22 protein-coding genes are annotated in these 25711 nt (G+C 32.6%); 3 read left to right on the top strand and 19 right to left on the bottom strand.

Features of this window, described 5'->3' with window-relative positions; translation table 11 throughout:
• Positions 1-46 precede the first annotated feature (46 nt).
• From AC0N0V_RS04015 to AC0N0V_RS03995, 5 genes are all read right to left on the bottom strand, one after another.
• On the bottom strand, positions 47-604 hold the full coding sequence (locus AC0N0V_RS04015) for a rubrerythrin family protein (protein WP_474462257.1): 558 nt from the start codon (positions 602-604) through the stop codon (positions 47-49).
• A 360-nt stretch (positions 605-964) separates the two neighbouring features.
• The gene (locus AC0N0V_RS04010) at positions 965-2293 is read right to left on the bottom strand and encodes an FAD-dependent oxidoreductase (RefSeq protein ID WP_474462256.1); all 1329 of its coding nucleotides are present in this window, start codon (positions 2291-2293) and stop codon (positions 965-967) included.
• Between the two features lie 267 nt (positions 2294-2560).
• Positions 2561-4180 carry a thiamine pyrophosphate-binding protein gene (locus AC0N0V_RS04005; RefSeq protein ID WP_474462255.1) on the bottom strand — a complete coding sequence of 540 codons (1620 nt, stop codon included), beginning with the start codon at positions 4178-4180 and terminating at the stop codon, positions 2561-2563.
• A 36-nt stretch (positions 4181-4216) separates the two neighbouring features.
• Complete coding sequence (locus tag AC0N0V_RS04000) at positions 4217-4648, bottom strand: GAF domain-containing protein (RefSeq protein WP_474462254.1); 432 nt, start codon at positions 4646-4648, stop codon at positions 4217-4219.
• Positions 4649-4658: 10 nt separating this feature from the next.
• Positions 4659-4781: a hypothetical protein gene (locus AC0N0V_RS03995; RefSeq protein WP_474462253.1), complete on the bottom strand. Its 123-nt coding sequence runs from the start codon at positions 4779-4781 to the stop codon at positions 4659-4661.
• A 400-nt stretch (positions 4782-5181) separates the two neighbouring features.
• Here AC0N0V_RS03995 and AC0N0V_RS03990 point away from each other — a divergent pair, with 400 nt between their 5' ends.
• Entirely contained in the window at positions 5182-6711 is a 1530-nt protein-coding gene (locus tag AC0N0V_RS03990) for a methyl-accepting chemotaxis protein (RefSeq protein WP_474462252.1), read from the top strand.
• A gap of 59 nt (positions 6712-6770) precedes the next feature.
• On the opposite strand, the gene citG is transcribed toward AC0N0V_RS03990, so the two are convergent.
• From citG to AC0N0V_RS03955, 7 genes are all read right to left on the bottom strand, one after another.
• Positions 6771-7649 (bottom strand): triphosphoribosyl-dephospho-CoA synthase CitG, encoded by an 879-nt coding sequence (gene citG / locus AC0N0V_RS03985; RefSeq protein WP_474462249.1) that lies wholly within the window; start codon positions 7647-7649, stop codon positions 6771-6773.
• A 25-nt stretch (positions 7650-7674) separates the two neighbouring features.
• Entirely contained in the window at positions 7675-8397 is a 723-nt protein-coding gene (locus AC0N0V_RS03980) for a phosphatase (protein ID WP_474462247.1), read from the bottom strand.
• Positions 8398-8514: 117 nt separating this feature from the next.
• Positions 8515-9768, bottom strand: coding sequence for a zinc-binding dehydrogenase (locus tag AC0N0V_RS03975; protein WP_474462245.1), 1254 nt, complete (start codon positions 9766-9768; stop codon positions 8515-8517).
• Positions 9769-9789: 21 nt separating this feature from the next.
• Complete coding sequence (gene pfkB / locus AC0N0V_RS03970; RefSeq protein ID WP_474462244.1) at positions 9790-10725, bottom strand: 1-phosphofructokinase; 936 nt, start codon at positions 10723-10725, stop codon at positions 9790-9792.
• Between the two features lie 54 nt (positions 10726-10779).
• Positions 10780-11223, bottom strand: a complete 444-nt coding sequence (locus AC0N0V_RS03965; RefSeq protein ID WP_474462242.1) for a PTS mannitol transporter subunit IIA — start codon at positions 11221-11223, stop codon at positions 10780-10782.
• A complete protein-coding gene (locus AC0N0V_RS03960) occupies positions 11224-13278 on the bottom strand; it encodes a BglG family transcription antiterminator (protein ID WP_474462241.1) in 2055 nt (684 codons plus the stop codon). It abuts the gene before it with no gap.
• 29 nt (positions 13279-13307) lie between these two features.
• Entirely contained in the window at positions 13308-14744 is a 1437-nt protein-coding gene (locus tag AC0N0V_RS03955) for a PTS mannitol transporter subunit IIBC (RefSeq protein WP_474462240.1), read from the bottom strand.
• A gap of 928 nt (positions 14745-15672) precedes the next feature.
• Between AC0N0V_RS03955 and glmS the strand changes: the two genes are divergently transcribed.
• Positions 15673-17499, top strand: coding sequence for a glutamine--fructose-6-phosphate transaminase (isomerizing) (gene glmS, locus AC0N0V_RS03950; RefSeq protein ID WP_474462239.1), 1827 nt, complete (start codon positions 15673-15675; stop codon positions 17497-17499).
• A gap of 119 nt (positions 17500-17618) precedes the next feature.
• Positions 17619-19247, top strand: coding sequence for an IS1182 family transposase (locus AC0N0V_RS03945; RefSeq protein WP_474462238.1), 1629 nt, complete (start codon positions 17619-17621; stop codon positions 19245-19247).
• 320 nt (positions 19248-19567) lie between these two features.
• Here AC0N0V_RS03945 and AC0N0V_RS03940 read toward each other — a convergent pair whose 3' ends face one another.
• The 7 genes from AC0N0V_RS03940 to AC0N0V_RS03910 form a co-directional block, all read right to left on the bottom strand.
• Complete coding sequence (locus tag AC0N0V_RS03940; protein ID WP_474464437.1) at positions 19568-19840, bottom strand: methyl-accepting chemotaxis protein; 273 nt, start codon at positions 19838-19840, stop codon at positions 19568-19570.
• Between the two features lie 33 nt (positions 19841-19873).
• Positions 19874-20149: a hypothetical protein gene (locus AC0N0V_RS03935; protein ID WP_474462237.1), complete on the bottom strand. Its 276-nt coding sequence runs from the start codon at positions 20147-20149 to the stop codon at positions 19874-19876.
• A gap of 8 nt (positions 20150-20157) precedes the next feature.
• Positions 20158-20319, bottom strand: coding sequence for a hypothetical protein (locus tag AC0N0V_RS03930; protein WP_474462236.1), 162 nt, complete (start codon positions 20317-20319; stop codon positions 20158-20160).
• Positions 20312-21991: a dihydroxy-acid dehydratase gene (gene ilvD / locus AC0N0V_RS03925; RefSeq protein ID WP_474462235.1), complete on the bottom strand. Its 1680-nt coding sequence runs from the start codon at positions 21989-21991 to the stop codon at positions 20312-20314. Before ilvD ends, AC0N0V_RS03930 begins: the two co-directional genes overlap by 8 nt.
• A 295-nt stretch (positions 21992-22286) precedes the next feature.
• Complete coding sequence (locus tag AC0N0V_RS03920) at positions 22287-23432, bottom strand: iron-containing alcohol dehydrogenase (RefSeq protein WP_474462234.1); 1146 nt, start codon at positions 23430-23432, stop codon at positions 22287-22289.
• Between the two features lie 47 nt (positions 23433-23479).
• The gene (locus tag AC0N0V_RS03915) at positions 23480-24034 is read right to left on the bottom strand and encodes a carbonic anhydrase (RefSeq protein ID WP_474462233.1); all 555 of its coding nucleotides are present in this window, start codon (positions 24032-24034) and stop codon (positions 23480-23482) included.
• 157 nt (positions 24035-24191) lie between these two features.
• Positions 24192-25529 carry a GntP family permease gene (locus tag AC0N0V_RS03910; RefSeq protein ID WP_474462232.1) on the bottom strand — a complete coding sequence of 446 codons (1338 nt, stop codon included), beginning with the start codon at positions 25527-25529 and terminating at the stop codon, positions 24192-24194.
• Between the last annotated feature and the right edge of the window lie 182 nt (positions 25530-25711).

The raw sequence follows: 25711 nt of genomic DNA, 5'->3' as shown, positions 1-25711 counted from the left end.
TGATGCCATTAACTAAAACTTTTTTCTTAGTTAATGGCATTTTATTTTAAAAATCCTTAAATACCTCTTTCTTAGCTCCGCATACAGGGCATTTTTCTGGTAGGTCATCTTCTATTACTGTATACCCACATACTGGACATACATAGAATTTATCATCACCAATATCTTTTCCATTCTTTGCAGAATCCTGTGCTTTTTTGAAAAGTTCAGCATGTTGTTTTTCTGCTTCAACAGCAAAATGAAATGACCTTTCTGCATCTTTCTCTTCTTGGTATCTTGCAGTATTTAAATATACTGGATACATCTGATCTATTTCGTGAAGTTCTCCATTTATTGCTCCTTGAAGGTTTTCAACTGTATTTGTAAGCCCAAATACAGCACCTGCTGGAACTGTATAATCTCCAACTTGATCCTTAAGTACAGTAAAATGATTTTTTGCATGAGCCCACTCTGCATAGGCTACCGCTCTAAAAAGCCTTCCTATATTAGGAAATTTCTCTCTATCTGCTGCGTCTGCCCAAACTAAATACCTCATATGAGCCATACTTTCTCCACCATAAGCAGAACGCAAAAAATCAGCTGTCATTGCATTTTTAACAGACATATTAATCACCTCATAAATAATTTATTATTTTAACACTTTAAATATTCCACATTTACGGGGTAATTATACATTATATCAAAGTATTACTGCATCTCATTTATTTAAATGCATAATTTAGTTTAAGTAAGTTAATGCTGAATAGTATTAATATACTCATATCTGACGTATATTTAACTGTTTTTTAGTGACTCTTAGCGAATAAGGTACGTAAAGACTTAGAACTTTTCATTGTCTGAGCGTCAGCGAGTTTGAAAAGTTCTTGTTTTTACGTACCTTCAAGCTTTAGAGTCACTTAAAAACAGTTAACAATACAGAAGATGTGAGTATATTAATACCTTGCCCTGCCTAAACTGCTGATCTCTATTCTGCATTTAACCCCGCCAAATTCAAGAAGTTCCATGGTTTGTTAAAGTGTGGCTGGAAGAAGAAGTCAACGAATGCTAACTCATCCACAGTCATTCTATTTTGAATACATACTGATAATGTGTTTATAGATTGAGTTAAGTCTGTCTTCGAACAAATCTGCGCACCTAGTATCACCCTAGATTCTCTCTCATAAACTACTTTTACTGTTACAGCATCATAAGTAGGCATAAACTCTGGACGATAATTATCTGTGATTGTAACAGTTTTAACCTCAATTCCTTCTCTCTTAGCTGACTCTTCAGTAAGACCGGTAGAAGCTATATTATATTCATAGATCTTAATTCCAGAAGTTCCTTGAGTTCCCATGTACTTAGTAGTATTACTTACTAAGTTTCTAGCAACTAAAGTTCCCATACGAACTGCATTTGTAGCAAGTGGCATATATTGACGTCTTCCTGTTGGATTGTATATTACAGAAGCACTATCACCTGCTGCAAATATACCTTCCTTACTTGTATGCATATATTCATCTACTATAATAGCCCCGTTTGGCAACATTTCAAGTTGTCCTTTAAATAATTCTGTATTTGGTCTAAATCCAATACAAAGTATCACCATATCCGCTTCATAAGAACCTCTATCTGTAGAAACCTTTGAAACTTTTCCACCTTCACCCTCAAATTTAACAACTTTTTCTCTTAAGGCTAATTTAACACCATGATCTAAAAATGCTTTTTCTGCTATATCTGTGAACTCTTTATCTAAATATTTATTCATAATACGCTCTTCAGCATCAATCAATGTAACTTTCTTGCCATTCATTGCAAAAGCTTCTACAAGTTCAACACCTATATATCCAGCTCCAACAACTACTATATTCTTAGCATTTTTTGCTTTTTCAATTATTGTATTTGAATGATAGAAGTTTTTAGACAAAAGTATATTTTCTAAGTTTATTCCTTCGATTGGAGGAACAATTGGCCATGAACCAGTAGTTATTATTAACTTATCAAATTTATCTTCAAACTCTTCATTTGTATCTAAGTTTTTGACTTTTAATTTCTTTCCATCTGTATCTACCGCTAATACATCATGTTTCATTTTAGTAGTTACACCTAATTTTCCCAACTCTTCTGGTGAAGAGTAAAATAATCCTTGAACATCCTTAACTATTCCACCTACATATAATGCTATTCCACAAGATAAAAAGGATATATTATCATTTCTTTCATATACAGTAATTTCAGCATCTGGGTATAACTTCGCTGTATTTATAATTGCTGCTGTACCAGCATGGGTACAACCTATAACTGCTACTTTCATAGTTTATTACTCCCTTCGTTTGACAATAATTTAACCTTAATAATATTATATATTACTTAATAATTAATATCAACTAAAATTATTTTTTACTCACATCGTAAATTTTTTTACTTTTGTATTTGCCAATGCTAGTATTTTGTATTATTCAGTCCTATATTTAAAATAAAAAAATCATCTTTCCAAGCTCCATGTGGTTACAAACTGAAATCGCTTGAAAAAATGATTTTTAATTAATTTTAAATTATATTGTATTAATAATATTTAGTTTTAATTTTTCCTAGATAAATCTTTAAACCTATTGGTAGGTATAGGTTCTGATGAATCCGTTACTAACTCTACAACTATAGGCCCATTTACGTCTACTAAGAAACCTTTTAATAATTCTATCTCTGAATTGTCAATGATTCTTATAGATTTCATCCCCATACACTTAACAGTTTCTGCTATATTAATAGGTTCATCAGAAAATTCTTCAAAACTTCTTCCAAATATACTTTTATGTCCATCATTAACAAACCTTAGTACCGAATTATTAACTACAAAGTATACTATTTTCATATTATATTTTTTGGCCGTTAACAGTTCAGTCATACCGTTCATATAAAATGAACCATCTCCAATAAATACAGCTACAGTTCTATTAGGGTCGAGTCTACTTATCCCCATAGCCCCTATTGAACTTCCCATGCATGCATAGTTAACATTGCACTCAAAGTCACCCTCTTTTGGTAACCGCATAAAGTTTAAATTGAATATTTTAGAACTTCCTATGTCATTAGCATAAAATGTGTTTTTAGGAAGTATATTAGTTACTTTTTCGGCAAGTAATCTCAGAGACAACCCATTATGGTTACAAATATAGGGTTCATTTAGCGGCTCGGTAACATCATTATTGATAAACTTTTGTTCTATATTTTCAATTAAATAATCTAAAGCTTCACTTAGATCTGCAATAACTGCTACATCTGCTTTATAAGCTTTATTAAAAACATCTTTATCTGCATCAATATGTATTAATTTATTCTTAATAATTTCTTTACTGAAATTTTGAGTTGAACATTCTCCAAGTCTAGTACCTAAAGCTATAACACACTCAAGATTTTCATTGGATATATATCTATCTGCAAGTGATGTACCTGAAAATCCGTAATAACCCATATGTAATCTGAACTCTTCTTCTACTACGGATTTGCCAGAAATAGTTGAAACTACTCTCCAATTTAACCTTTCAGCTAATTTTTTAACTTTATCTCCAAGTCCTCTGCATCCGCCGCCTACTATTAGTAACCCAGTATTAGATTTATTTATTAAAGTTGATGCCTCACTCAATTTTTCAAGATCAGGAATTATTTTTTTAATCTCTGCTATTTCATAAGGTATTCCTTTATACTCTTCTTTTTGTACGTCTATAGGAACACCGATATGCACAGCCCCTCGTGGATGTTCATAAGCAATTTCTATAGCTTTTTTAATTTCTTTAATTACATCTTCACTTTTATCTATATACTTTGTATACTTTGCAAATCCACTTAAATATCTTTCGGCCATAGGCTCTTGTATTGCTCCAAGCCCTTGCTGCCACCTAGCTACATGTCCACTAATTATCAGTACAGGGGCTTTAGATACTGTCGCTTCAGCTATACCATTCATAGCATTCCCTACCCCAACTGAGCCTGATATAAGACATACACCTAACCTTTGTGAGACCTTGGCTGATTTACAAGCTGAATAAGAAGCAGCTGCTTCGTTTTTAGTTATAATGTATTCTATTTCGTTAAAATCATTAAAGCTGTCCACTATTGGGCTTATAGTACCAGAAGGAATGCCAAAAATTGTTTTCACTCCATTATCATATAAATATCTTAAAATTATTTCACTTATTTTCATTATTTAACATCCTTTCCTAGTAGATAATATTAGCAATTAAATAATGTCTTTATTAAAATTTGTAATTAGTTTTTTACATCTGTCTATAATATCGTCTCTAAAATTGAACTTTTCCTTCAAAGCAGGAATGACAATAATCCCAAATACTTTGCTATCCCTAAATAAAGGAAATACAGCTATGCTTTTTATGCCAAAAGATTTAAAAGCAGGAGATGAATTTATATCATTTGCAATATCATTTATATATACTATTTCTCCTTTAACCGCTCTTTCAAGCACTGGATCTCCAATCACCTTAACGTGGAGTTTACTATGAGCTTCTTTCCATTGTTTAGAACTTAACTTTTCTGTCTCTAACATATGAACAGGCTCCAGTTCTCCATCTATAATTTTATGAAAGGCTATATTTTCAAGTAACGTTATCTGGTATAATTCTTTAAAAACTTTGTCAATTTCTTTTATATTCATAATACTTACTTTAGTCTCCCTTCCCCACTTGGTTAAAATTTCTATACATACCATGAGTTGTTTTAGCTATTTCTTCATGATGAGTATCATTATAGCAAAATAATCCATAATAACCAACTTTATTACAATTCATACAACATATTCTAGACAAATTACCTATTAGTATCTAACTTTATCTAATTAATTCTATTTCATTCTACATCATAATTTTAATTACATATTTAATTTTATAATATCATTCATTAACTTTTTAGTATAAATGTATATAATTTGATATTAAGTAATTTCATTTTTAGTATAATTATGATAAAATAAGAATTGATTCCCAATACTTCGATACATGCTTACATTAGATAACAACGATTATTTTTACTGAAAGTTTTTTGTATATGATTTTTCAAAGTCAACTTTTATTCAGATATATTAAAATCATATAATGTTAGCTTTGTTGCAATATTAAATAATAAGTTCCGAATACAAAGCTTTAATATATTAGAATTATTAATAACAAATAGATGGGGGAGATGAAATTTGTGAAAAACTCAATTGGGACTATAATTAATTATCAGAAAAAAACATTAAAATTTATTCTAGCCATATACTCTGTAAGCACATGCCTAGGCGGTATGTTGTTTATATTTATGAAATATATTGGCATGTACACTGAAATAAAGTGGGGCTATTTGATTGGATTTGAATTCCTGGCAGTACTCGAATTGTTAGTATTTGGGATTATGTATAAAGTCTCATTGCAAGAAGGACAATGGGAGAAAAGCTTAAGAAATATAAAATTAATTATAATGTTACTTTTTTGTATGAATTATACATACATAACACTTATGATTCCATCAAAAGAATTATGGATAGTTATTTTTTATTTTATAATATTAGCAGCTTTATTTCTGGATATTAAAATGGTTACATCTTCCATCATATTGGGTGTTTTGTGTCAAATTTTGGTATTTAATTTAAACCCATTGCTTTTACCAGATAAACAAGTTTTTGTACGAGAGCTTGTTATTAGGATTTTAGTTATAACTCTTGTATCTTTTGGTATTTTCAGTCTTTCGTTCTTGGCATCTAAGTTGCTAAAAGAAATTGAGGTTAATGAAAAATCGCTTAGAGAGAAAAATGAGAATATATCAGAATTATTTAATAAAATTTCTGAATTTGCACAAACTCTATTAGATTCTAGTAATGTATTAACCTCTGTTATAGACGAAGAAAATAGGTCTATGCAAGAAATTGCAAGCACAAGTCAAGATATCAGTAGCAATTCAAATGAAATGTTAGATAAATCTAATCAAAACATGAAAGTCCTAGAAGACCTATCGTGTATAAATGAAAATATATCATTTAAGGTGAAAGATATTGAAAATGCTTCCTCTAATTTAATAGATGTATCCAATACGAATGAAAGTTCATTAAAAGAAGTGCTAGGAATTATAAACACTATCGCTGAAAGTATAAAAATTACTTTTAATGCTACAAATATTTTGGAAGAAAAATCAAAGCAAATGGATGAAATATTATCTGTAATAAGTAATATTGCAGACCAAACAAACTTATTAGCATTAAACGCAAGCATTGAAGCAGCCAGAGCTGGTGAGGCAGGGCGAGGATTCGCAGTGGTAGCTGAAGAAGTCAGAATGCTTGCAGAACATAGTAGATCATCATCAAATGATATTAGCAATATTATCAATGAATTTAAAGATAGAATATATGAAGTAGAAGAACTAATGAAAGAAAATAACGAAAAAATAATTTCTGGACATGAATTATTGGATTATACAGTAAATAATGTAATAGATATGATAAAGAAATTAAAAGAATCTGGAAATAATATTAGAGAAGTTGACACTTTAATGAATACCTTGTTGAATGAAACTAAAAATGTAGTAGATTTCAATTCTGATATTATTGGAACAATAGAAAACACTATAAATAAGTTTAAAGTTGTCGCTAAATCCATTAATGAAACCGCTTCAACCAGTGAAGAGATTACAGCTAGTGCGGATGATTTAAAAACTATTGCAGTTCAGATGAATAAACTTATAGAATAAAGAACGTAGATAGATTTGTATAAATCAAATCTATCTACGTTCTTTTTTGAAATTCTTATCTATCTGTTGGCACCGCTCATATACTGTTCTACTAAATACAAAAACACCGTTACTCCAAGTAAGTCAGCACTTCCACCAGGGCTTATGTTTTTTTCTATAAATTCTTCACATAAGTTATTTATTTTCTCCCTGCCATAAGAAGTTTTCATTCCTCCAAGTGTGATTATATTTTTTGCCTTTTCTTTTACTTCCTCTAATACCTGCGGGTTATGCCTATGAATAATGGTAGAATCATTGCAAATCTGCATTATTCCAATTAGTGTGTGGACTAATCTATCGTTAATGTCTAAATCTATATTTTGTTTATAGAACTCTAATGAAAAGTGAAAAACCGTAGGAATTCCTTTCTCTACTTCACCTCTTATCCCCTCATTTCTATATTTTAAATATAGCTTTTCACCATGTGATACGCTGGAGCTATATTTTAGAGCTAAGAGTTCCTTCTCCACTATACCTGCTGTCATCTCTTTTATAATATTTTGTACTTCTCTAAAATTCCTTTTTTCATAAATTGCTCTACCAACTGCTGCACAAGCTACACCTATCAAAAATAACATACCTTTATGTGTATTTATTCCCCCTGTTTTTATAAACATATCTTTTTCTGCTTCTATCCCAATAGCTCTTATATTATTAAAAACATCTTTATATGACTTATCTGTATATCCCTCTTGTACAAATAAAGCAAAATATTTACTTAATACCGATGTACTATCAATAAAAGTAAAATAATTCATATCCTTATGTGCGCCATTAGATACTGGTGATACTAATCCTGGTGATGGATAGCAAGCAACCTCATAAAGTATTGCTTGTATTGCAAAGCTACTAATTTTTATCGAAATTTCACTTAGTGTATAAATTTTTTCATTTTTCATGATATCTCTCCACAATAATCAAGTATTAGAAGCGTTTTCCCTTGTCTTTTAGAAAGTCTATTAATTCTTTCTTACTTCTATTTATAATTAATTCTTCTGGCATATCTATACTTTTGAGCATTTTAACTGCAACATCAAACTCACCTATTTGAAAGCATGAATGTGCATCACTATTCAATATTATCTTAACTCTATGCTCTTTACATAAACGGGCTATTTTAGTGCAAGTCATTTCGCTTCCAATCCTTGATCTTACAAATGAACTATTATTTATCTCAATAAGTATATTCTTTTCTTTTGCCTTTTTAACTAATTCTTCTTCATAAATCGGAAACTTAGGATTACCTGCATGTCCTATAATATGAACATTAGGATTATTCATAGCCTTTAAGAAAGCAGTAGTATTCAAATCTGCACCTACATCTACCTTCATTACTGGATCATGGATACTAGCTATCATAAAATCTAAATTTTCCTGTATTTTCATTGGCAAGTCTATATTTCCTTCATAATCAATAATATTAGCTTCACAACCATAAAGCATAGTAACTCCATAAATCTCCCTAGGCAGCACTTTAAAATTTCCAAAATGCCAATAATGTTGTGACCCAGGCATTGCTGGACCATGGTCTGCAGTGCCTAAAAGCTCAATACCTGTTTCACTTGCATGCTTTGCATTTTCTAATAGTGTAGTATAAGCATGACCACTTGCTGTAGTATGTGTATGTACATCGATAGTGTATTTCATATATTTGCTCCTTTCAACTTTCTATTAAGCTTATATTATACACCTATATTCTATAAAGTAAAAATAGTATAGCAAAGAAAAAAGGCGAACAAATCTCGCCCTCTTTTCCTTGCTATATTATTTACTTAACTCTGAAAGCAAGTATTTCTCCGCCTCTACACACCATAAACCATTATTTCTCTTTACTATCTCATCTAATTTTGCAAAAACAGGATTTGTTTTACCTTTTGCTTCAAAATCATCTATTGCTGTGAGTTCTAACTCTATAGTTGTATATATAAGTTTCTTTCCCCCTGGAATCTTTGGAAGGTCTAAAGTAGCTTTTGCTACAGAATCAAGTCCTCCAATGTGTGTTACCATAACTGCAGGATTTATTAACTTCGCTTCAGTCATCTTTAGAGATTCAATCATATCATCTGTGTTTCCACCGCTCGTACCAACAATATGAGTTGATGAATAGTGTACATTGTAAAAATTAAACTTTGCTGAGAAATTCGTGTCTGTTGGACCTGCAAAGAAATTTAAACATCCATCTCTAGCTAATATCTTATCAGCTTGCTCTAACAAAGGTTCTACTGGAGCATAAACATATACATCATCATAACCTGTGCCACCAGTGATTTCTTTTAGGTATGCAGGAACATCTTCTATTCCTTTAGTATTTACAAATACTAATTCAACACCGTTTTTCTTTGCCTTTTCATATATAGCCTTTGCTCTTTCAACTCTTTTATCGTCTATATCTGTTACTACAAGTAATGATGGTCTTCTATCACAGTTAAGCATATATTCTATTGCTCCAAGTCCCATTGGGCCTGTTCCTGCAAGAACTGCCATCTTTCCGCCTTCTTTGATTCCCATCTTATACTCATATTTTCCTGGTGTTGTATGATAGTTAGCATGGAAGGCTCCTATTATACAAGACATTGGTTCTGCTAAGGATGCATCATAATAAGATTCACCATTATAATGTAAAAGGCAACCAAGTTCCATAACTTCCTGAGGTATTATAGTATAAGTAGCATCTCCACCAAAGTAAGGATAAGAGTATCCTGGTGATGCTTGGCTTCCTTTATAGTTTAAAGCTGGTTGTATAGCAAACTTTTCTCCCTCTTTAAACTGATCCTTCCACTTAGAACCAACCTTTACTATATTTCCTGCGAATTCATGTCCAATTATTATAGGATTTTCAGCTACATCATTAGGTACTCTTTTGTGGTCTTCACCTTGAATAGCAGCCTTATATGAGGACATACATAAACTGTCTGTAATAACTTGTACCAATATTTCATCATCTTTTATTTCAGGTAATTCAAATTCTTCTAATCTTAAATCATTTTTTCCATAAAGTCTTACTGCTTTTGTTTTCATTATAAATTCCTCCTATTTTCCTTAATAATTTATATATTCAAATTCAACTAAACTTTCAAATTCAATAATAGTATTTAAGTCTGCAGCTTGTGTTCCTGATGTCATAACGCTAGCAGTGCCACATGCTACTGAAAGTTTTACTGCTTTCTCAAAGTCGTATCCCTTGTCTATCGCCAGCGCAAGCGCTGCTACCATTGAGTCACCAGCACCAACTGTGCTTTTAACCTCTACTTTTATTCCCTTTGCTAGAATTGCTAAATCTTTTTTAACAAATAGCGCTCCATCTTCTCCAAGGGAAACCACTACAATCTCTATGCCGTAATCAAGCAATCCTCTAGATAACTTTACTGTTTCGTCTATACTATTAATTTTTTGTCCAAACAATCCTTCAAGTTCATGAATATTAGGTTTTACAAGATATGGACCTGCTTTAATGCCTTGCTTAAACAACTCACCATCAGCATCTAAAATTGCCTTTACGCCTTTATCCTTAGCTTTTTCAATCCAAGCCTTATATATATCTTTGTCCACATTTTGTGGAATACTACCTGAGAAAACTAACACTGAATTTTTTTCTATGCCTTCATAAAACTTGCTGCATAATTTATCAAGATTTTCACTAGATACTAGAGGTCCACTTTCATTTATATCAGTATTAGTATGGTTTACTCTATCCACAACTTTTGTATTTACCCTTGTTTCTCCATCTATAAATATAAAATCATTTTCTATTTTAATAGAATCTAGATACTCTTTAATGAAACCTCCATTGTTTCCAGCAAGTATTCCAACTGCTCTACTTCTTCCACCTAAATTTTGTATAACCTTAGATACATTTATACCTTTACCACCGGCATCAAGTCTAGTGGATGAAATTCTATTTACATTACCTACGCGGAAATTATCTATCTCTATTGTCTTATCAACAGCAGGGTTAAGAGTAACTGTTGTAATCATAATTTCACTCCAATCATTACTAATATTTTATTGCAAATGTTTCATATATTCTATTTAGTCATTGTCACATTCCATAATAATATCTATTATTTCCTTCTTGTCTTTTGAGTCTATTAACTTCTTTACATTTTCTTCATCTTGGCATGCAATAGCGATTTTAGAAAGTATACTCATATGATCATCATTTTTTCCTGCAATTCCTATAACAAGGTAAGCAGTATTTCCCTCGCCAAAATCTATCCCACCAGGGTATTGAGCTATTACTATACCTGAGTTCTTGATATATTTAACATATCCATTCATTCCATGGGGAATTGCTATACCATTGCCGATATACGTTGTAATATCAGCCTCTCTCCCTTTCATACCTTCTATATATTCTTTTTCTACATATCCATTTTGTACGAGCAGGTTTCCAACTCTCTCGATCGCTTCTGTTTTTGTTTCTGCTGCTACATTTAATACAATATTTTTTTCATTTAAAACTGTTAATTCCATTTAAGGTTCCTCCTCATTTAATATCTTAATTATAGAATTTCGCAAATCTTTAATATCTCCAAGCCTCAATATTTCAGTAAAATCTTTTTTCTCAATTAGAGAAATACTTATCTTACCCATTTGTTCAAGAACATAACTAAATTCGTTCTTTCGTGCGAGTAATACTATGAATGTATCTACATTTTCATCTTCAAATCCACTACTTTTTAGTTTCATATGCTCTTTTAATCTGTATACTCCTACACAAGGATTTTTGACAGCATCAGATCTTGTATGCAGCAATGCCACATGACAATTAGGAATAACTACACTGCCTAATTCTTCTCTTTTAAGTATCAAGTTTTTAATTTCTTCTTTATCATCTATTAATTCATTATCAACTAGATTTTCTGTTACTAATGTAATTAGCTCACTAAATGAATTAGTATCAAAAGTTTCAAGTTGTATTTTTTTCAATATATTATTAATTACATTGTATTCATCTGTTATTGGGTCCTCATACATCTCAACCTTTGGTAATGGCGTAATATTGTTAACTATACTACTACCTAAAATCTTTGAATTAATAAAATTATTAATTTTATCTATATCTCCATTTTGTAGAAATGGTGACACTGTTATTATATTTTTATTACTTGTTTTATGATCAATGTTAACCGTTGAAAGGATTATATCGTATTCACTATCCCCTTCTGACCAATCTTTGAAAGATGATATAGTAACTGATTCTATACTTGGTATTGACGCTTTAATTTTGTGTGATAATATTCGAGCAGTTCCAACTCCATTAGGGCAAATTACTAGAGCAGTTAGCTTATTATTATAAGCATTGCTTCTTTCTATGGCTGCTCCTATATGCATGGTTATAAATCCTATTTCATCTTGTGACATGGTGATGTTATATTTTGAAAAGACTAATCTACAAGCATAATCAACAGCTTTAAACAAATCTCCATAGTATTGTTTAATTTCATCCACTAATGGATTCTTTACCTGTATACCCATATTAATTCTGTACAAGGCTGGATTAAAATGTTGTGATAAGCCTAGTATTAATTGTTCATCACATTCTATTTTCATATTTAATTTTTTACCTACTTCATATACAACTTCAGTTGATAAATCTTCCATAGGAACGCCTAACTCTTTAAACTTTCTGTCAGTCTTATAAATATACTTGTTTCCCATAAGCTGAATTGCTATATAGGCTAATTCGCTATCTACGAGATTTATACTTAAAGAAACTAGATACTCTTTAATCTCTTTAATAAAGGAAAATTCATTAGATACTAAAATATCCTGTACTAAATATGCTGGAAGTTCTATTGGAGAACTAAGTTTAGTCTTTTTTAGTGATAACAAAATGTGAATAAAAGAACTAAAATAAGCTATGTCATCCTCACTTGTTATTATTTGATTATTAATTAATGCAAGCAAATTTTTTGAAATCATTATTAGCTCTTCGCCAAAAATTGTCTTAAAAAAAGCATTTATAGTTGGCTCATTTTGACTACCATATACAAAAGCAAGTAATTCACTAATTGGCTTATACTCATAAAGTAATTCAACAAATGAGCTTCTTTTATTCCATTCTGAACCTTCGACCACTATACCATAGCCTCTTTTTCTGCTAAATGAGAGATTGTGAATGTTTAACCATTGTTCAATTTTATCCATATACAGGCTTATGCTTCCCTCAACAACATTAAACTGATAGCTAAAATAAGCAGACTTATATGGCTCATGGGCTACTAACAGCTGTGCCGTTATAAGTAACAATCTTTGCTCCTGTGATAACAACCATTGCAGAGGAATACCTCCTAGTAATTGTTGAACGCTTTTTATATTCTCTTTTTTACCTTCTATATATAAACCTAAATTATTTTCGCTTATAGTTATATTTTTATCAGATAAAAATTTGTTAATTACCGACATATCTCTTGATATTGTACGGTTGCTTACATCAATTTGTTTAGAAAGGTCCTTGATACTCAAGGGACCTTTCTCTATTATTGTATTTAAAACAAACTTTTGCCTGGCAGTTAAGTCCATCATAATTTTCACCGCCATTCATTTTATTTTTATTATTTTTTTAAAGATTCAATATACTCATTGTAAGTAGTGTTATCAAGAAAGTTTTTAATAGTTATGATTTTTGCATTAGGTACAACCTGTCTAGCTCTTCCAGCAAGGCTTTCTTGAGTAAATACTACCTCTGCTTCTTGTGGAATTTCGTTAACTGCTGAATGTTTTACAACTATGCTTAATCCTGCATCTTTTATCTTTTTCTTAAGTATAGATTCTCCCATTGCAGATGAACCCATACCAGCATCGCATGCAAATACTATTAAATTCGGAATTTCTATAGACTTTTCTACTATTTTTTCAACTTTAAGTCCTTTGCTTTCTGATTTTAAATCCGATACTAAATTTTTAGCATTATCAAATGAATCATCCTCAGCACCAACACTACTTCTCTTAAGAATAACTGATGCTATTAAGAATGAAACTACTGCACCTACTGCTATACCAGTTATAACTGGTAAAAAACCACCTTTTGGACACATTGCTAGTTCTGCAAATATACTACCTGGTGAAGGTGGTGCTACAAGTCCTGCTTTAGTTACTACGAATGTTAAATTAGCAGCCATTCCACCGCCTATTACAGCAAGTATTAGTATAGGATTCATTAGAACATATGGGAAATATATTTCATGAATACCACCAAAGAAATGAATTATTGCAGCACCTGATGCAGATTGCTTTGCATTTCCCTTACCATATAACATATAAGCTAATAATAAACCTAAACCTGGACCTGGATTAGATTCAATTAAGAAGAAAATAGATTTTCCAGCAGTTTTTACTTGCTCAATACCTAATGGAGAGAATACGCCATGATTTATTGCATTATTTAAGAATAATATCTTACCTGGTTCAACTAATATTGCTATAAGAGGTAATAATCCCTTTTGTGTTATCAATAAAGCCGCACTTCCAATAGCAACGGATATACCGTTTACAACCGGACCAATGAAAGATGATCCTAGTAATGTAAGTAATCCACCTAAAATTCCTGCTGAGAAGTTGTTTACCAACATTTCAAATCCAGTTGGAACTTTTCCTTCAATCAGTTGGTCAAACTTTTTAATTAGATATCCACCTAGTGGACCCATTACCATTGCTCCAAGGAACATAGGTATTGATGCTCCTATAATAACGCCCATTGTTGCTACCGCACCAACAACGCTTCCTCTTACTCCATAAACAAGCTTACCACCTGTATAACCGATCAATATAGGAAGTAAATAAGTAATCATAGGACCAACTAGTTTTTCAAAAGCTGCATTAGGCATCCAACCAGTGGGAATAAAAAATGCTGTTATAAGTCCCCAAGCAATAAAAGCTCCAATGTTAGGTAATACCATACCTGAAAGAAATCCACCAAACTTTTGCAACTTAGCTTTACTACTACCACCTTTATTTAAGGTAGCATTGGATGAGTTTTTAGATATTTCCATTGTTTGTACCCCCCTCGGTTTAATTTGTCTTGATGATTTGGTTTGTGTTCATGAGTATACTTTAAGATAAAGTAAACGTTTTTTCAACATGCAGTACTTTAATGTTGGCAATGCAATTTTGTGACAAGTTTGAAATATCTAATTTATATTTTTGCAACAGATAACACTTCAATCTTGGCAGTTAAACTATATGACAATATTGAAGTATATACATCCCCCTTTATATTGACGGGTATCTACTAGTGAAAATATAATTAAGTTATGACTCAAATAAGAGAAAGTAATATATTTATATTGTTGGAGGTGGATTTAAAGTATATACATTAAAATTAAAGCGCCAGAACTTAAGTGAGACTAGCCAAATCGCAGATTTTATTTTATAAGGACACTCAGACTGAGGTCTGAGTAAGTTCCAGCAACCAAATCAAAGATTTTATTTTTTAAATGAAACTCAGACTAGCGTCTGAGTAAGTTCGACTAACCAAATCGTAGATTTGGAGTCTCACTTGAGTTGACGAGGATAGGGTTTATCGATAATCGGCGGATGCCCTACGGTATAAGGCATCTTCAAAGAAATAACAGGTCAAAGATGCGACGGATATTTTGCGTCAGACAAGGAGGAAGGTTCCGCAGATAGCCGAACCTATCTAAGGGTTCTGACGACGCAGTATGACGCAAAATATACTAGCATACTGACTAGTTATTTCTTTGAAGATGCTAAAGCACTACCGTTAACGATTGACAAAGCTACGAAGTAATTCTTAGGACAAATCAATCAGGTGCTGTTAAAGATCTTTATCTGATAACTAAGGATCAGATGAATTTGATACTCTATCTGATTCAAGTTTCACATTGCTCTATTAACAATTATTTTTCCTTTTTTTGAGTCAAGTTTTAATTGAAACACAAGAAAGAAAGGAAGATATTTATGTGCGGAATAGTAGGTTATATAGGAAGAAAGGAAGCATCATCAATTTTGATTGAGGGGTTATCAAAGCTTGAGTATAGAGGATATGACTCAGCTGGCATAGCAGTTATTAATAATGGTAATATAGAAATTTCTAAATGCAAAGGAAGACTTATAAATCTTGAAAATAAATTAAATGACCACCCAATTAACGGTACAATTGGAGTTGGCCATACAAGATGGGCAACTCACGGTGAACCATCTGATTTAAATTCACATCCTCATACAAGTGACAATGGTGCTATAAGTGTTGTTCATAATGGAATAATAGAAAATTACCTTCATTTGAGAGAATGGCTTGTTTCAAAAGGATATAAATTTTACTCAGAAACAGACACAGAGGTTATACCAAATTTAATTAATCATTTTTATGATGGTGATTTACTTGATGCCGTTATGAAAGCTGTTTCAAAAATGGAAGGAAGCTACGCACTAGGAGTAGTATCATCTAATGAACCTGACAAAATAGTAGCAGTGAGAAAAGATAGTCCTCTTATAGTAGGAGTCGGTAAAGATGAATATTTTATCGCATCTGACGTTCCTGCAATTTTAAATCGTACAAGAGATGTTTATTATTTAAATGATAAAGAATTTGTAGTTTTAAATAATGAAGGTGTAAAAATTTATTCTCCTGAAGGTGAAGAAATAAATAAAGAACTTCACAGTGTAACTTGGGATGCTGATGCAGCTGAAAAAGGCGGTTATGAGCATTTTATGATAAAAGAAATCCATGAGCAGCCAAAAGCAATTAAGGATACTATGACTTCGAGGATTGTTCCTGGAAAATCTATAACTCTTGATAACATAAAAATAACAAAAGAACAGATAGAAAATATTGATAGAATATATATAATAGCTTGCGGCACTGCATATCATGCCGGCGTTATAGGAAAATATGTTATTGAGAAATTGGCTAGAATACCAGTAGAGGTAGATATTGCTTCAGAATTTAGATACAGAGATCCTATTATAAATGAAAAGACATTAATGATTGCTCTTAGTCAATCTGGCGAGACTGCTGACACCCTTGCAGCATTGAGAGAATCCAAGGCTAAAGGGGCAAGAGTTCTAGCTATAACTAATGTAGTTGGGAGCTCAATTGCAAGAGAAGCAGATGATGTTCTATATACTTGGGCAGGATTAGAGATAGCTGTTGCATCTACAAAAGCATACACTACTCAATTGATTTTAATGTATGTACTTGCTCTTTATTTTGCACAACATAGAAACACATTAACATCAGAAGAAATTGAAAAATTAAAAAATGAGATGCTTACTCTTCCAGAAAAAGTTGAGGAAGTGTTAAAACACAAGGAAGCACTTCAGAGATTCGCATCAACTAGCTATATGCATAAGGATATGTTTTTCCTTGGTAGGGGCATTGATTACGCAGTTGCAATGGAAGGCTCTTTAAAAACTAAGGAAATATCATATATTCACTCAGAAGCTTATGCAGGTGGCGAATTAAAACATGGTACAATCGCATTAATAGAAGAAGGAACAGTTGTAGTTGCTCTTGCAACCCAAGAGGATTTATATAGTAAAATGATGAGTAATATCAAAGAAGTTAAAACTAGAGGTGCTAACGTTCTTGGATTTGCATTTGAGGGTAATACATCCATAGAAAGTACCGTAGATTCGGCACTTTATTTACCGAAAGTTATAGACATCTTATCACCTGTACTTTCAGTTATACCACTTCAGCTTGTTGCCTACTATATGGCTGTGCAAAAGGGCTGTGACGTTGATAAGCCAAGAAATTTAGCAAAGTCCGTAACCGTTGAATAAAACCTTAATAGAATTAAAACATGGGGCTGTCGCACTAAAATAATTAGTGCGACAGCTTTTTGTACAAAAAAATAAATCTCCCACTCGGAAGAGTGGAAGACTTATGGTAAAATTAACATATGACCAAATACATTAATTTACATAAAAATTATACTTCAAATCGTGGAAATTATCAATTAAAACTTCCACTAAATATTGAGTACATGATTCCCAATAATGATTCGGTGCGTTTGCTAAGTCAGTTTGTAGAGGAGATGGATTTAACAGATTTATATTCGACTTATTCCCGATTAGGGAAAAGTCAGGCTACGCCTCGTCAAATGCTGAAGATTGTACTTTACTCTTACATGAATCGCAACTATTCTTCTAGAATAATGGAAACCTCCTGCAGAAGAGATGTAAACTTCATGTACCTTTTAGAAGGTTCGCCAGTACCAGACCATTCTACTTTTGCAAGGTTTCGTAGTCTTCACTTTGCTCCCTGTTCAGAAACAATTATGGCTGAAATGACAAATTTTCTTTATGAGATTGGAGAAATATTAGGAGATGCTATATTCATTGATGGTACAAAGATAGAGGCATGTGCTAACAAGTATACTTTCGTTTGGAAAAAAGCAGTTTCAAAAAATTTAGAGAGATTACTTACTAAACTAGCTAATTTCGTAGCTGAATGTGAAGGGCTGTATGGAATAAAGCTTGTATACGAAAACAAAGTAAAGATAAAGCATGTAAAAAAGCTACGCAAGAAGCCTTACGCCTTGAAAAAAGAAGAAAATATAGAATTTGTACATGGATGTGGTAAAAGAAAAACTCCTATTCAACGTTCTATTGAAAAACTCGAGGAATATCTTGGTAAGTTAAAAGAATATACACAGAAAATCCATACCTGCGGTAACCGTAATAGCTATTCTAAGACAGATAAAGATGCAACCTTTATGAGAATGAAAGAAGATGCAATGAAAAATGGCCAGTTAAAACCAGGTTACAATGTTCAGCATGGAGTAGATTCTGAATATATAGTGTGGCTTACTGTAGGCAATCAGCCTACTGACACAACAACATTGATTCCATTTATAAGAAGCATGGAAAATTTCTTGTATTTTAAGTATTTTAAAATTGCTGCGGATGCAGGTTATGAGAGTGAGGAAAATTATGTTTATATTAAAGAGAATGGACAGTTGTCATATATTAAGCCTGCAAATTATGAAATATCGAAAACAAGGAAATATAGAAATGATATAAGTAGAATAGAAAACATGGATTATACCAAGCTGGGTGATTATTACACTTGCAAAAATAATAAAAAGCTGACAGTAAATAAAATAGTAAAAAGAAAAAGTAAGACTGGTTATATAAGTGAAAAAACAATTTACACTTCTCAGGATTGCAGTAACTGTCAGCATAAGAGCAAATGTATAAAAGGGCATAACTGCAAAATACCATTAGAAAAAAGAGTTAAAAATCTTGAGACTTCAAAGCTGTTTAACATGCTTCGCAAAGAGAATCTTGAAAGAGTTATCAGTAAAGAAGGCTGCGAATTAAGAATGAATCGAAGTATTCAAGCCGAAGGCTCTTTTGCAGAGATAAAACAGGATATGGGATTTCGTAGATATCTAAGTAAAGGTAAAAAGAATATTTTGGCAGAAAGTATTCTGTTAGCGATGGCACATAATATAAATAAGCTACATAATAAAATTCAGTCAGATAGAACTGGAACACATCTTTTTCCACTTAAAAAGAGTGCCTAATTTTAAAAGCCATATAAATCAAAAAAGCCTTAATATCAAAGGCTTATTAAAGTGCGCCATTTTTTAATTATTGAACTTATTTGGGTTTAAAATATCATGAATTTTTGTATAGAATACTTGAAAAACGCTGCCGCGTTGGCATATTTTTTTATGCTAATGCGACAGCCCCATGCTTTTTAAAATTTACTAAGTGAAACTTGAGTTAGATAAGATAAATTTCGTTATATATTCTTAACAATTTTATTTAAACTCTCCGACAAATCGTCTAATCCTCCAATACTAGCAGTAATTTCTTCTGAAGCAGCAGCTTGCTCCTGAGTCTATTCCAAGGCAATCTCACTTCGTTTACTTGTTATATCTAATTTTTCTTTTATACAATCTGTTAGCTCCTTTATCTTTAGAACTGTGATTTTTGGTTGCTCGGAAAGTTTTCTTATTTGTTGAGCAACAACACTAAAACCACGACCTACATCTCCTGCCCTAGCAGCCTCAATTGAAGCATTTAATCCTAACATATTAGACTGTCCAGAAACTTGTTTTATGAATGTAGAAACTTGGTTAATGTTTTCAGATAAATTATATATTACCTTTATACTTGAGTTAAGTTCATACTCGCTTGCGTGTATTTAATCTGCCGAAGCAGTCAATTTCTGAATTGCAGAAGATATACCATTCAGTCCATTCTGTAGATTATTAGATACTTCCCGTAATTGTGCCGCAGATTTTTTCGGGATAACAATTCCAAAAGTACCAACTATCTCACTATTATCATCTTCATCAAATATTGGATAACTGATAACTAGCATTAGCATCCCATATTTACTTGCGTCAATCTCTCCAGTTTTCATAGGCTTAGTTCTAATGACTTTTGAAGCTATATCACTTTCTTGCAATTTATCCAACTTGCAATTTATCCAACATGTATACTAGGCATATCAAACTCTTTTGAAGATTGTCTTGATAAAATTTTTAAGTCAGTGGTATATAAGAAGCCCCCTTCTGGAAACATTTCAGATAATATTATGGCAAAATATTGAAACCCGGACGCTATTGGATTATTACCCTTAATCAAGTTTCAATATTCCACCATTGGAGCCTGATGTTGCAAACTTAGAATAAAGTGCCAAATAACCTCTTTTAAATTTAGGTTCAGGTCGTTTCCATTCTTTCATTCTCTCTACAATTTCGCTATCACTAACTAATAATTTTAGGCTACGGTTATCTACATCGATTTCAATTTTATCTCCATCTTCTACAATAGCAATCGGACCACCTTCTGCTGCTTCAGGAGAAATATGTCCTACAAAACAACCATTGTTTGTACCTGAAAATCTTCCGTCTGTTATAAGGGCTGTTGTCTTAGCCAATCCACGGCCATAAAGATACTTCATAGCCTTAAACATCTCTCTCATCCCAGGACCTCCTTTTGGTCCTTCATAACGAATTACCACAACATGTCCATCTCTAACTTTTCCGGTCAGTATTGCTTCTTCTGCCTCTTCTTCACTATCAAAACAAATCGCCTCTCCAGTAAAATGATAAAGACTCTTATCAAAAGCACCTGGTTTGGTTACTCCTGTATCAGGAGCCAAATTTCCTCTTAATACAGCTACTCCTCCCTGAAATCCAAAAGGATCCTCTGCTGAGCGAATTATTCGCGTATTTTCTGGATATTGGTAGATATGAGTCTTGATATTTTCTCCGACTGTCTCACCTGTAACCGTCATAGCATTCATGCCCAATTTTGTCTTTAATACCTTCATGACACGTGGTACTCCACCAGCATAGTGAAAATCAATGCAATTATATTGACTAGATGGATTAATTTTTGCCACTTGTGGTGTTTCACGACTTAATTTATCGAATTCCTTCAATACATTTATATTAAGTTCAGCTTCATAGGCAATTGCTGTTAAATGCATAACGGCATTGGTGCTTCCGCTGATGGCTAGACAAATCTTAATAGCATTGCGAATCGCATCCTCCGTGATAATCTGACGTGCGGTAGTTTTTTTCTTAGTTAATTCTACGATTTTAATTCCGGTTTCTTCTGCAAGTCTTAAACGATCAGCTGAAGTTGCAGGAGTCATCCCCCCATTCGGTAAAGTCATTCCCATAGCTTCTGATAGACAACACATAGTATTTGCTGTGCCAAGAAAAGCACAGGAACCACAGCTCGGACAACTTAAATTTTCTAAAACAGTATATTCGTCTTCAGTAATCTTTCCAGCGCTCAGCATTCCTAATGCTTCTGCACTGGAGGTTTGGTCAGACTTTCTACCATCAAATACAATACCGCCTTCCATCGGACCTCCTGGAAGAAGAATACATGGTATGTCCAGTCTGGCTGCTGCCATTAACATACCTGGCACAATTTTATCACAGGACCCTAATAACACCAATGCATCTACTAACTGTGCTTTTGCAAAAGTCTCTATACTATCGCAAATAATCTGGCGGGAAGGTAAAATAAAATGCATCCCGTCATGCCCCTGTGCCATACCATCACAGCATGCAATCGTTCCAAACTCAACAGGAGTTCCTCCTGCACGATAAATACCCTCTCTCACTCGTTGTGACACCTGACGTAAATTAAAGTGCCCTGGCACACCCTCAGTCCATGAATTAGCAATACCGATAATTGGACGGCGCAAATCATCAGTTGAAAATCCCATGGATTTCATAGTAGCTCTATAATACTGATTTTCTATTCCTCTTAAGGTTTTTTCACTTCTGAAATTCATTCAATCTCCCCCTTTTTATTAATAAATAAGTTTTATTTCCCCCTATATAATTTCAGTTACATCACCTATCTTCTCTTCTTTAAATCTCTTACAAAATCTTTCTTTATAGGCAACAGTAGGTGTAAATAACTTTTACGAATTATATACACCTACTCTAAATTCTACTTCTTCCTACTTTTAATAAGTACAAAGTATGCTCTTATTCTTTATAAAGATAGTCTGCAAAAGAACTTTAGGATACTTCTCTTTCTATCTCTACTTTAATTCATACCCTCTTTGAAGTAAAAATTTATAATTAAGCAATCTTTTTAAATAACTTAATTAAATTTTCTTTATCAAAGAACACAGGATTAGCACCTGCACAAGCATCCTTCATAGCAAATTCAGCAAGCTTTTCAAAGTCAGGGTTATCTACACCTACATCTTTCAAAGACTTAGGAATGCCAACCTCTTCAGAAAGAGCCTTAATCTTATCAATTACAAAATCAACACACTCTTTATCAGATTTACCCTCTACATTCATACCTATAACTTTTGCTATTGGACGGAATTTAGCTGGAGCTTCCTTAGCATTTTCTTCTTCAACATAAGGAAGAAGCATTGCATTACATACTCCATGTGGCAAATCGTATAATCCCCCTAGCTGATGAGCCATAGCATGTACATTACCTAAACCAGCATTGCTAAAAGCAATTCCATTTAAGAAACAAGCATAACACATCTGCTCTCTAGCCTCTATATCACTACCGTCCTTAACAGCTCTTGGTAAAAACTCAAATATTTGTTTGATAGCATATAAAGCTGTAGAATCTGTAACATCATATGCCCCCTTTGCAACTACTGCCTCAATAGCATGTGTTAATGCATCCATACCTGTAGCAGCTGTAAGTCCAGCTGGCTTACCTATCATTAACTCTGGATCATTTACAGTCATAGTAGCGAGTGAATTAGCATCAACCATAATCATTTTCACATGACGTTCTTCGTCTGTAATAACATAGTTAATAGTTACTTCTGCAGAAGTACCTGCTGTAGTTGTTATAGCGATTATAGGAAGACATTTTTTAGTTGTCTTGTTTACTCCTTCGTAATCCTTCGTAACTCCGCCATTTGTAGCAAGGATAGAAATTGCCTTACCACAGTCTTGTGGTGATCCCCCACCAATTGTAATAACAATATCACAGTTTTCTTCTTTAAGAACTTTCAAACCATTATTTACATTATTTACAGTTGGATTGGGCTTTACATCATTATAAATAACATATGAAACTCCTATTTCTTCCAACATATCAGTAACCTTTTTAACGGTTCCATTAGAAGTAAGGAACTTATCACTAACTACAAATGCTTTTTTTGCTCCTAATGATTTGATTGGCCCTTTCGCTTCTTTAAGACAATCTTTTCCTAAAAGATTGATTGGTGGAACATAATAAATACTCATAATAAATACTCTCCTTTAAATATTAGTAGTTTTTTTAAGTTTTTAAATTAGAATATATCTTTATCGTTCTCTAATAAATGTAGAAAATGGTCTTCTACACTATAGAAGAGAGGGGCAATAAGAATCTTAGGATATTTTTCTCTTAGTCTTTTAGCTTCACTTATCAAAAACTCTATTTCATTCTCTATTTCAAAGATCGGAGCAAAACTCATGAAATGCTCCTCTGCCTGTTTCTCTGACCAACCTGCATTGTTAACCATTCCTTCTATAAACTTCTTCTTTTTCGATACTAGATTAGTCATTCCACAGTTATTATGACCTATTAAAGCAACACATTTTACTTCTCCCATAGCAATGGCATAGGATATCTTAAACTCAATAGAGCGCATGTTTCCCCCACCCGTACGTAAAATGTATGCAAAATTATTTGGGATTCTAAGCTGGTTTCTATTATCCATACACATACCTACTAGAATTTCAGCTTTAGAGGGCTTTTCAATGGTATATCCAAAATTATGGTACTTAAGTAGTTTCTCTATTGGAGTATTTCTGTATTTAGAAAATATTTCAGATCCATCTGATACTTTAATTAGATTGCACATATACATCCCTCCTATCGCATAATCTAATAACATTTTTCTATAAAAGCTACTTTGTATTATTTTAAGAAAGAGGTTATAATTTAAATATCAATATACTCCCTCTTTTATACCGAACATTCAGAATTCAACACAAGGATTATAAGTCTTTATCCTATAATTAAACAAACATACTAAATAGTAACGCTCCCATAGCTGCAACGACAGAAGCTATAGTTGTGCACGCTGTCCATGTTTTAAAGGTATCTTGTACTGTCATTCCGTAGTATTCTTTAACTATCCAGAATCCGGAGTCGTTTACATGTGAAAGCCCAACCCCTCCTGCGCCAATAGCTACACATAGTAATGAAGGATTAAGTCCAGGGAAATTAGGCATAATTGGTAGAATTATTCCAGCTGCAGTCACCATTGCAACTGTAGTGGAGCCTACTGCAAATCTCATTATTAGAGCAATTATCCATGCTAGAATTATAGGATTCATATGAAGACTAGTTAAAACTCCTGCCAATGCCTTTCCTATTCCACTGTCTTGAAGAACCTGATTAAAGGCTCCACCAGCACCTATAACTAACAAAATACCAGCTACTGGTCCAAAACAACCATCAGTTATTTTTAATAAATCTTCCTTTTTCATGCCCCTAAAAATACCAAGAGTAAAATATGAAACAACTACAGAGATTAAAAGAGCTGTGATTGGATTTCCAATAAATGCTACTACAGGCAGATAAGAAGCCCCTTTAGGTGCTGTTAATTCAGCAATAGTTTTTACGACCATGATTATCATCGGTAAGAGAATTGTAACTAGAGTGGTTGTAAATTTAGGTAATTTTTCATCTGATATAAGCTCGTCCTTAAAAAGTTGTTCAGGAGGATTAGTATTAACGTATTTTGAAACTATATTACCAAAAACAGGTCCTGCAATTATTGCGGCAGGTAATCCTATAAGTAATGAATATATAATAGTTGTTCCAACATCAGCCTTAAGAGTACCAACTATTGCTAAAGCAGCTGGATGTGGAGGTACCAAACCATGAACTATTACTAAACCTGCTACCACAGGAATTCCTACTTTAATTAATGACATCTTTGTTTGTTTAGCAATACTAAATAATACTGGAATTAATAAAACAAAACCAACTTGAAAGAATACAGGAATACCGCATATGAAGGCTACTAGCATCATTGACCAATGGGCTCTTTTTTCACCAAAAGCTGTAATTAATGTTCTTGCAAGACGCTGTGCTCCACCTGAAACCTCAAGCATTTTTCCAAGTATTGTTCCAAGCCCCAAAACAGTTGCAAGGAAACCTAATGTATTCCCCATCCCTGTCTGAAAGGATGTAGCAATTTTATCAAAAGGCATACCAGCTAAAATACCAAGAGTCAATCCAGAGATAGTCAAAGCAACAAATGCACTTAACTTTGTTTTCATAATAAGAAATACTATTAAGCCAATTGCAATAAATAGACATAGAACTAAATACGTTACGCTACTCATAATAAAACACTCCTTAAAATATATTATTTATTATTAATTCGATAAATAAATATCTTTTCAATTACATTAGTAATGTATAAACAGAAACTTGTTTCTTTTTTAACAAACCTTAAAATGATTGTTAACACGAGCTCGGCGAAAAATCATAGTAATTTCAATGCTTTCATGATTAGAAACATCAC

This window comes from Clostridium sp. CS1-1, assembly GCF_056135525.1.
Note: the sequence above shows the minus strand (reverse complement) of the source record. Positions and strands in the feature narration are given on the sequence as shown.

Coding starts and splice junctions, on each gene's coding strand:
- AC0N0V_RS03960 (WP_474462241.1), bottom strand. CDS start 13,278: ATGATGGACTTAACTGCCAGGCAAAAGTTTGTTTTAAATACAATAATA.
- AC0N0V_RS03995 (WP_474462253.1), bottom strand. CDS start 4,781: ATGAATTGTAATAAAGTTGGTTATTATGGATTATTTTGCTATAATGAT.
- AC0N0V_RS03980 (WP_474462247.1), bottom strand. CDS start 8,397: ATGAAATACACTATCGATGTACATACACATACTACAGCAAGTGGTCAT.
- glmS (WP_474462239.1), top strand. CDS start 15,673: ATGTGCGGAATAGTAGGTTATATAGGAAGAAAGGAAGCATCATCAATT.
- AC0N0V_RS03910 (WP_474462232.1), bottom strand. CDS start 25,529: ATGAGTAGCGTAACGTATTTAGTTCTATGTCTATTTATTGCAATTGGC.
- AC0N0V_RS04005 (WP_474462255.1), bottom strand. CDS start 4,180: ATGAAAATAAGTGAAATAATTTTAAGATATTTATATGATAATGGAGTG.
- AC0N0V_RS03955 (WP_474462240.1), bottom strand. CDS start 14,744: ATGGAAATATCTAAAAACTCATCCAATGCTACCTTAAATAAAGGTGGT.
- AC0N0V_RS04000 (WP_474462254.1), bottom strand. CDS start 4,648: ATGAATATAAAAGAAATTGACAAAGTTTTTAAAGAATTATACCAGATA.
- AC0N0V_RS03975 (WP_474462245.1), bottom strand. CDS start 9,768: ATGAAAACAAAAGCAGTAAGACTTTATGGAAAAAATGATTTAAGATTA.
- citG (WP_474462249.1), bottom strand. CDS start 7,649: ATGAAAAATGAAAAAATTTATACACTAAGTGAAATTTCGATAAAAATT.
- AC0N0V_RS03965 (WP_474462242.1), bottom strand. CDS start 11,223: ATGGAATTAACAGTTTTAAATGAAAAAAATATTGTATTAAATGTAGCA.
- AC0N0V_RS03920 (WP_474462234.1), bottom strand. CDS start 23,432: ATGAGTATTTATTATGTTCCACCAATCAATCTTTTAGGAAAAGATTGT.
- AC0N0V_RS03945 (WP_474462238.1), top strand. CDS start 17,619: ATGACCAAATACATTAATTTACATAAAAATTATACTTCAAATCGTGGA.
- ilvD (WP_474462235.1), bottom strand. CDS start 21,991: ATGAATTTCAGAAGTGAAAAAACCTTAAGAGGAATAGAAAATCAGTAT.
- AC0N0V_RS03915 (WP_474462233.1), bottom strand. CDS start 24,034: ATGTGCAATCTAATTAAAGTATCAGATGGATCTGAAATATTTTCTAAA.
- AC0N0V_RS04010 (WP_474462256.1), bottom strand. CDS start 2,293: ATGAAAGTAGCAGTTATAGGTTGTACCCATGCTGGTACAGCAGCAATT.
- AC0N0V_RS04015 (WP_474462257.1), bottom strand. CDS start 604: ATGTCTGTTAAAAATGCAATGACAGCTGATTTTTTGCGTTCTGCTTAT.
- pfkB (WP_474462244.1), bottom strand. CDS start 10,725: ATGATTACAACAGTTACTCTTAACCCTGCTGTTGATAAGACAATAGAG.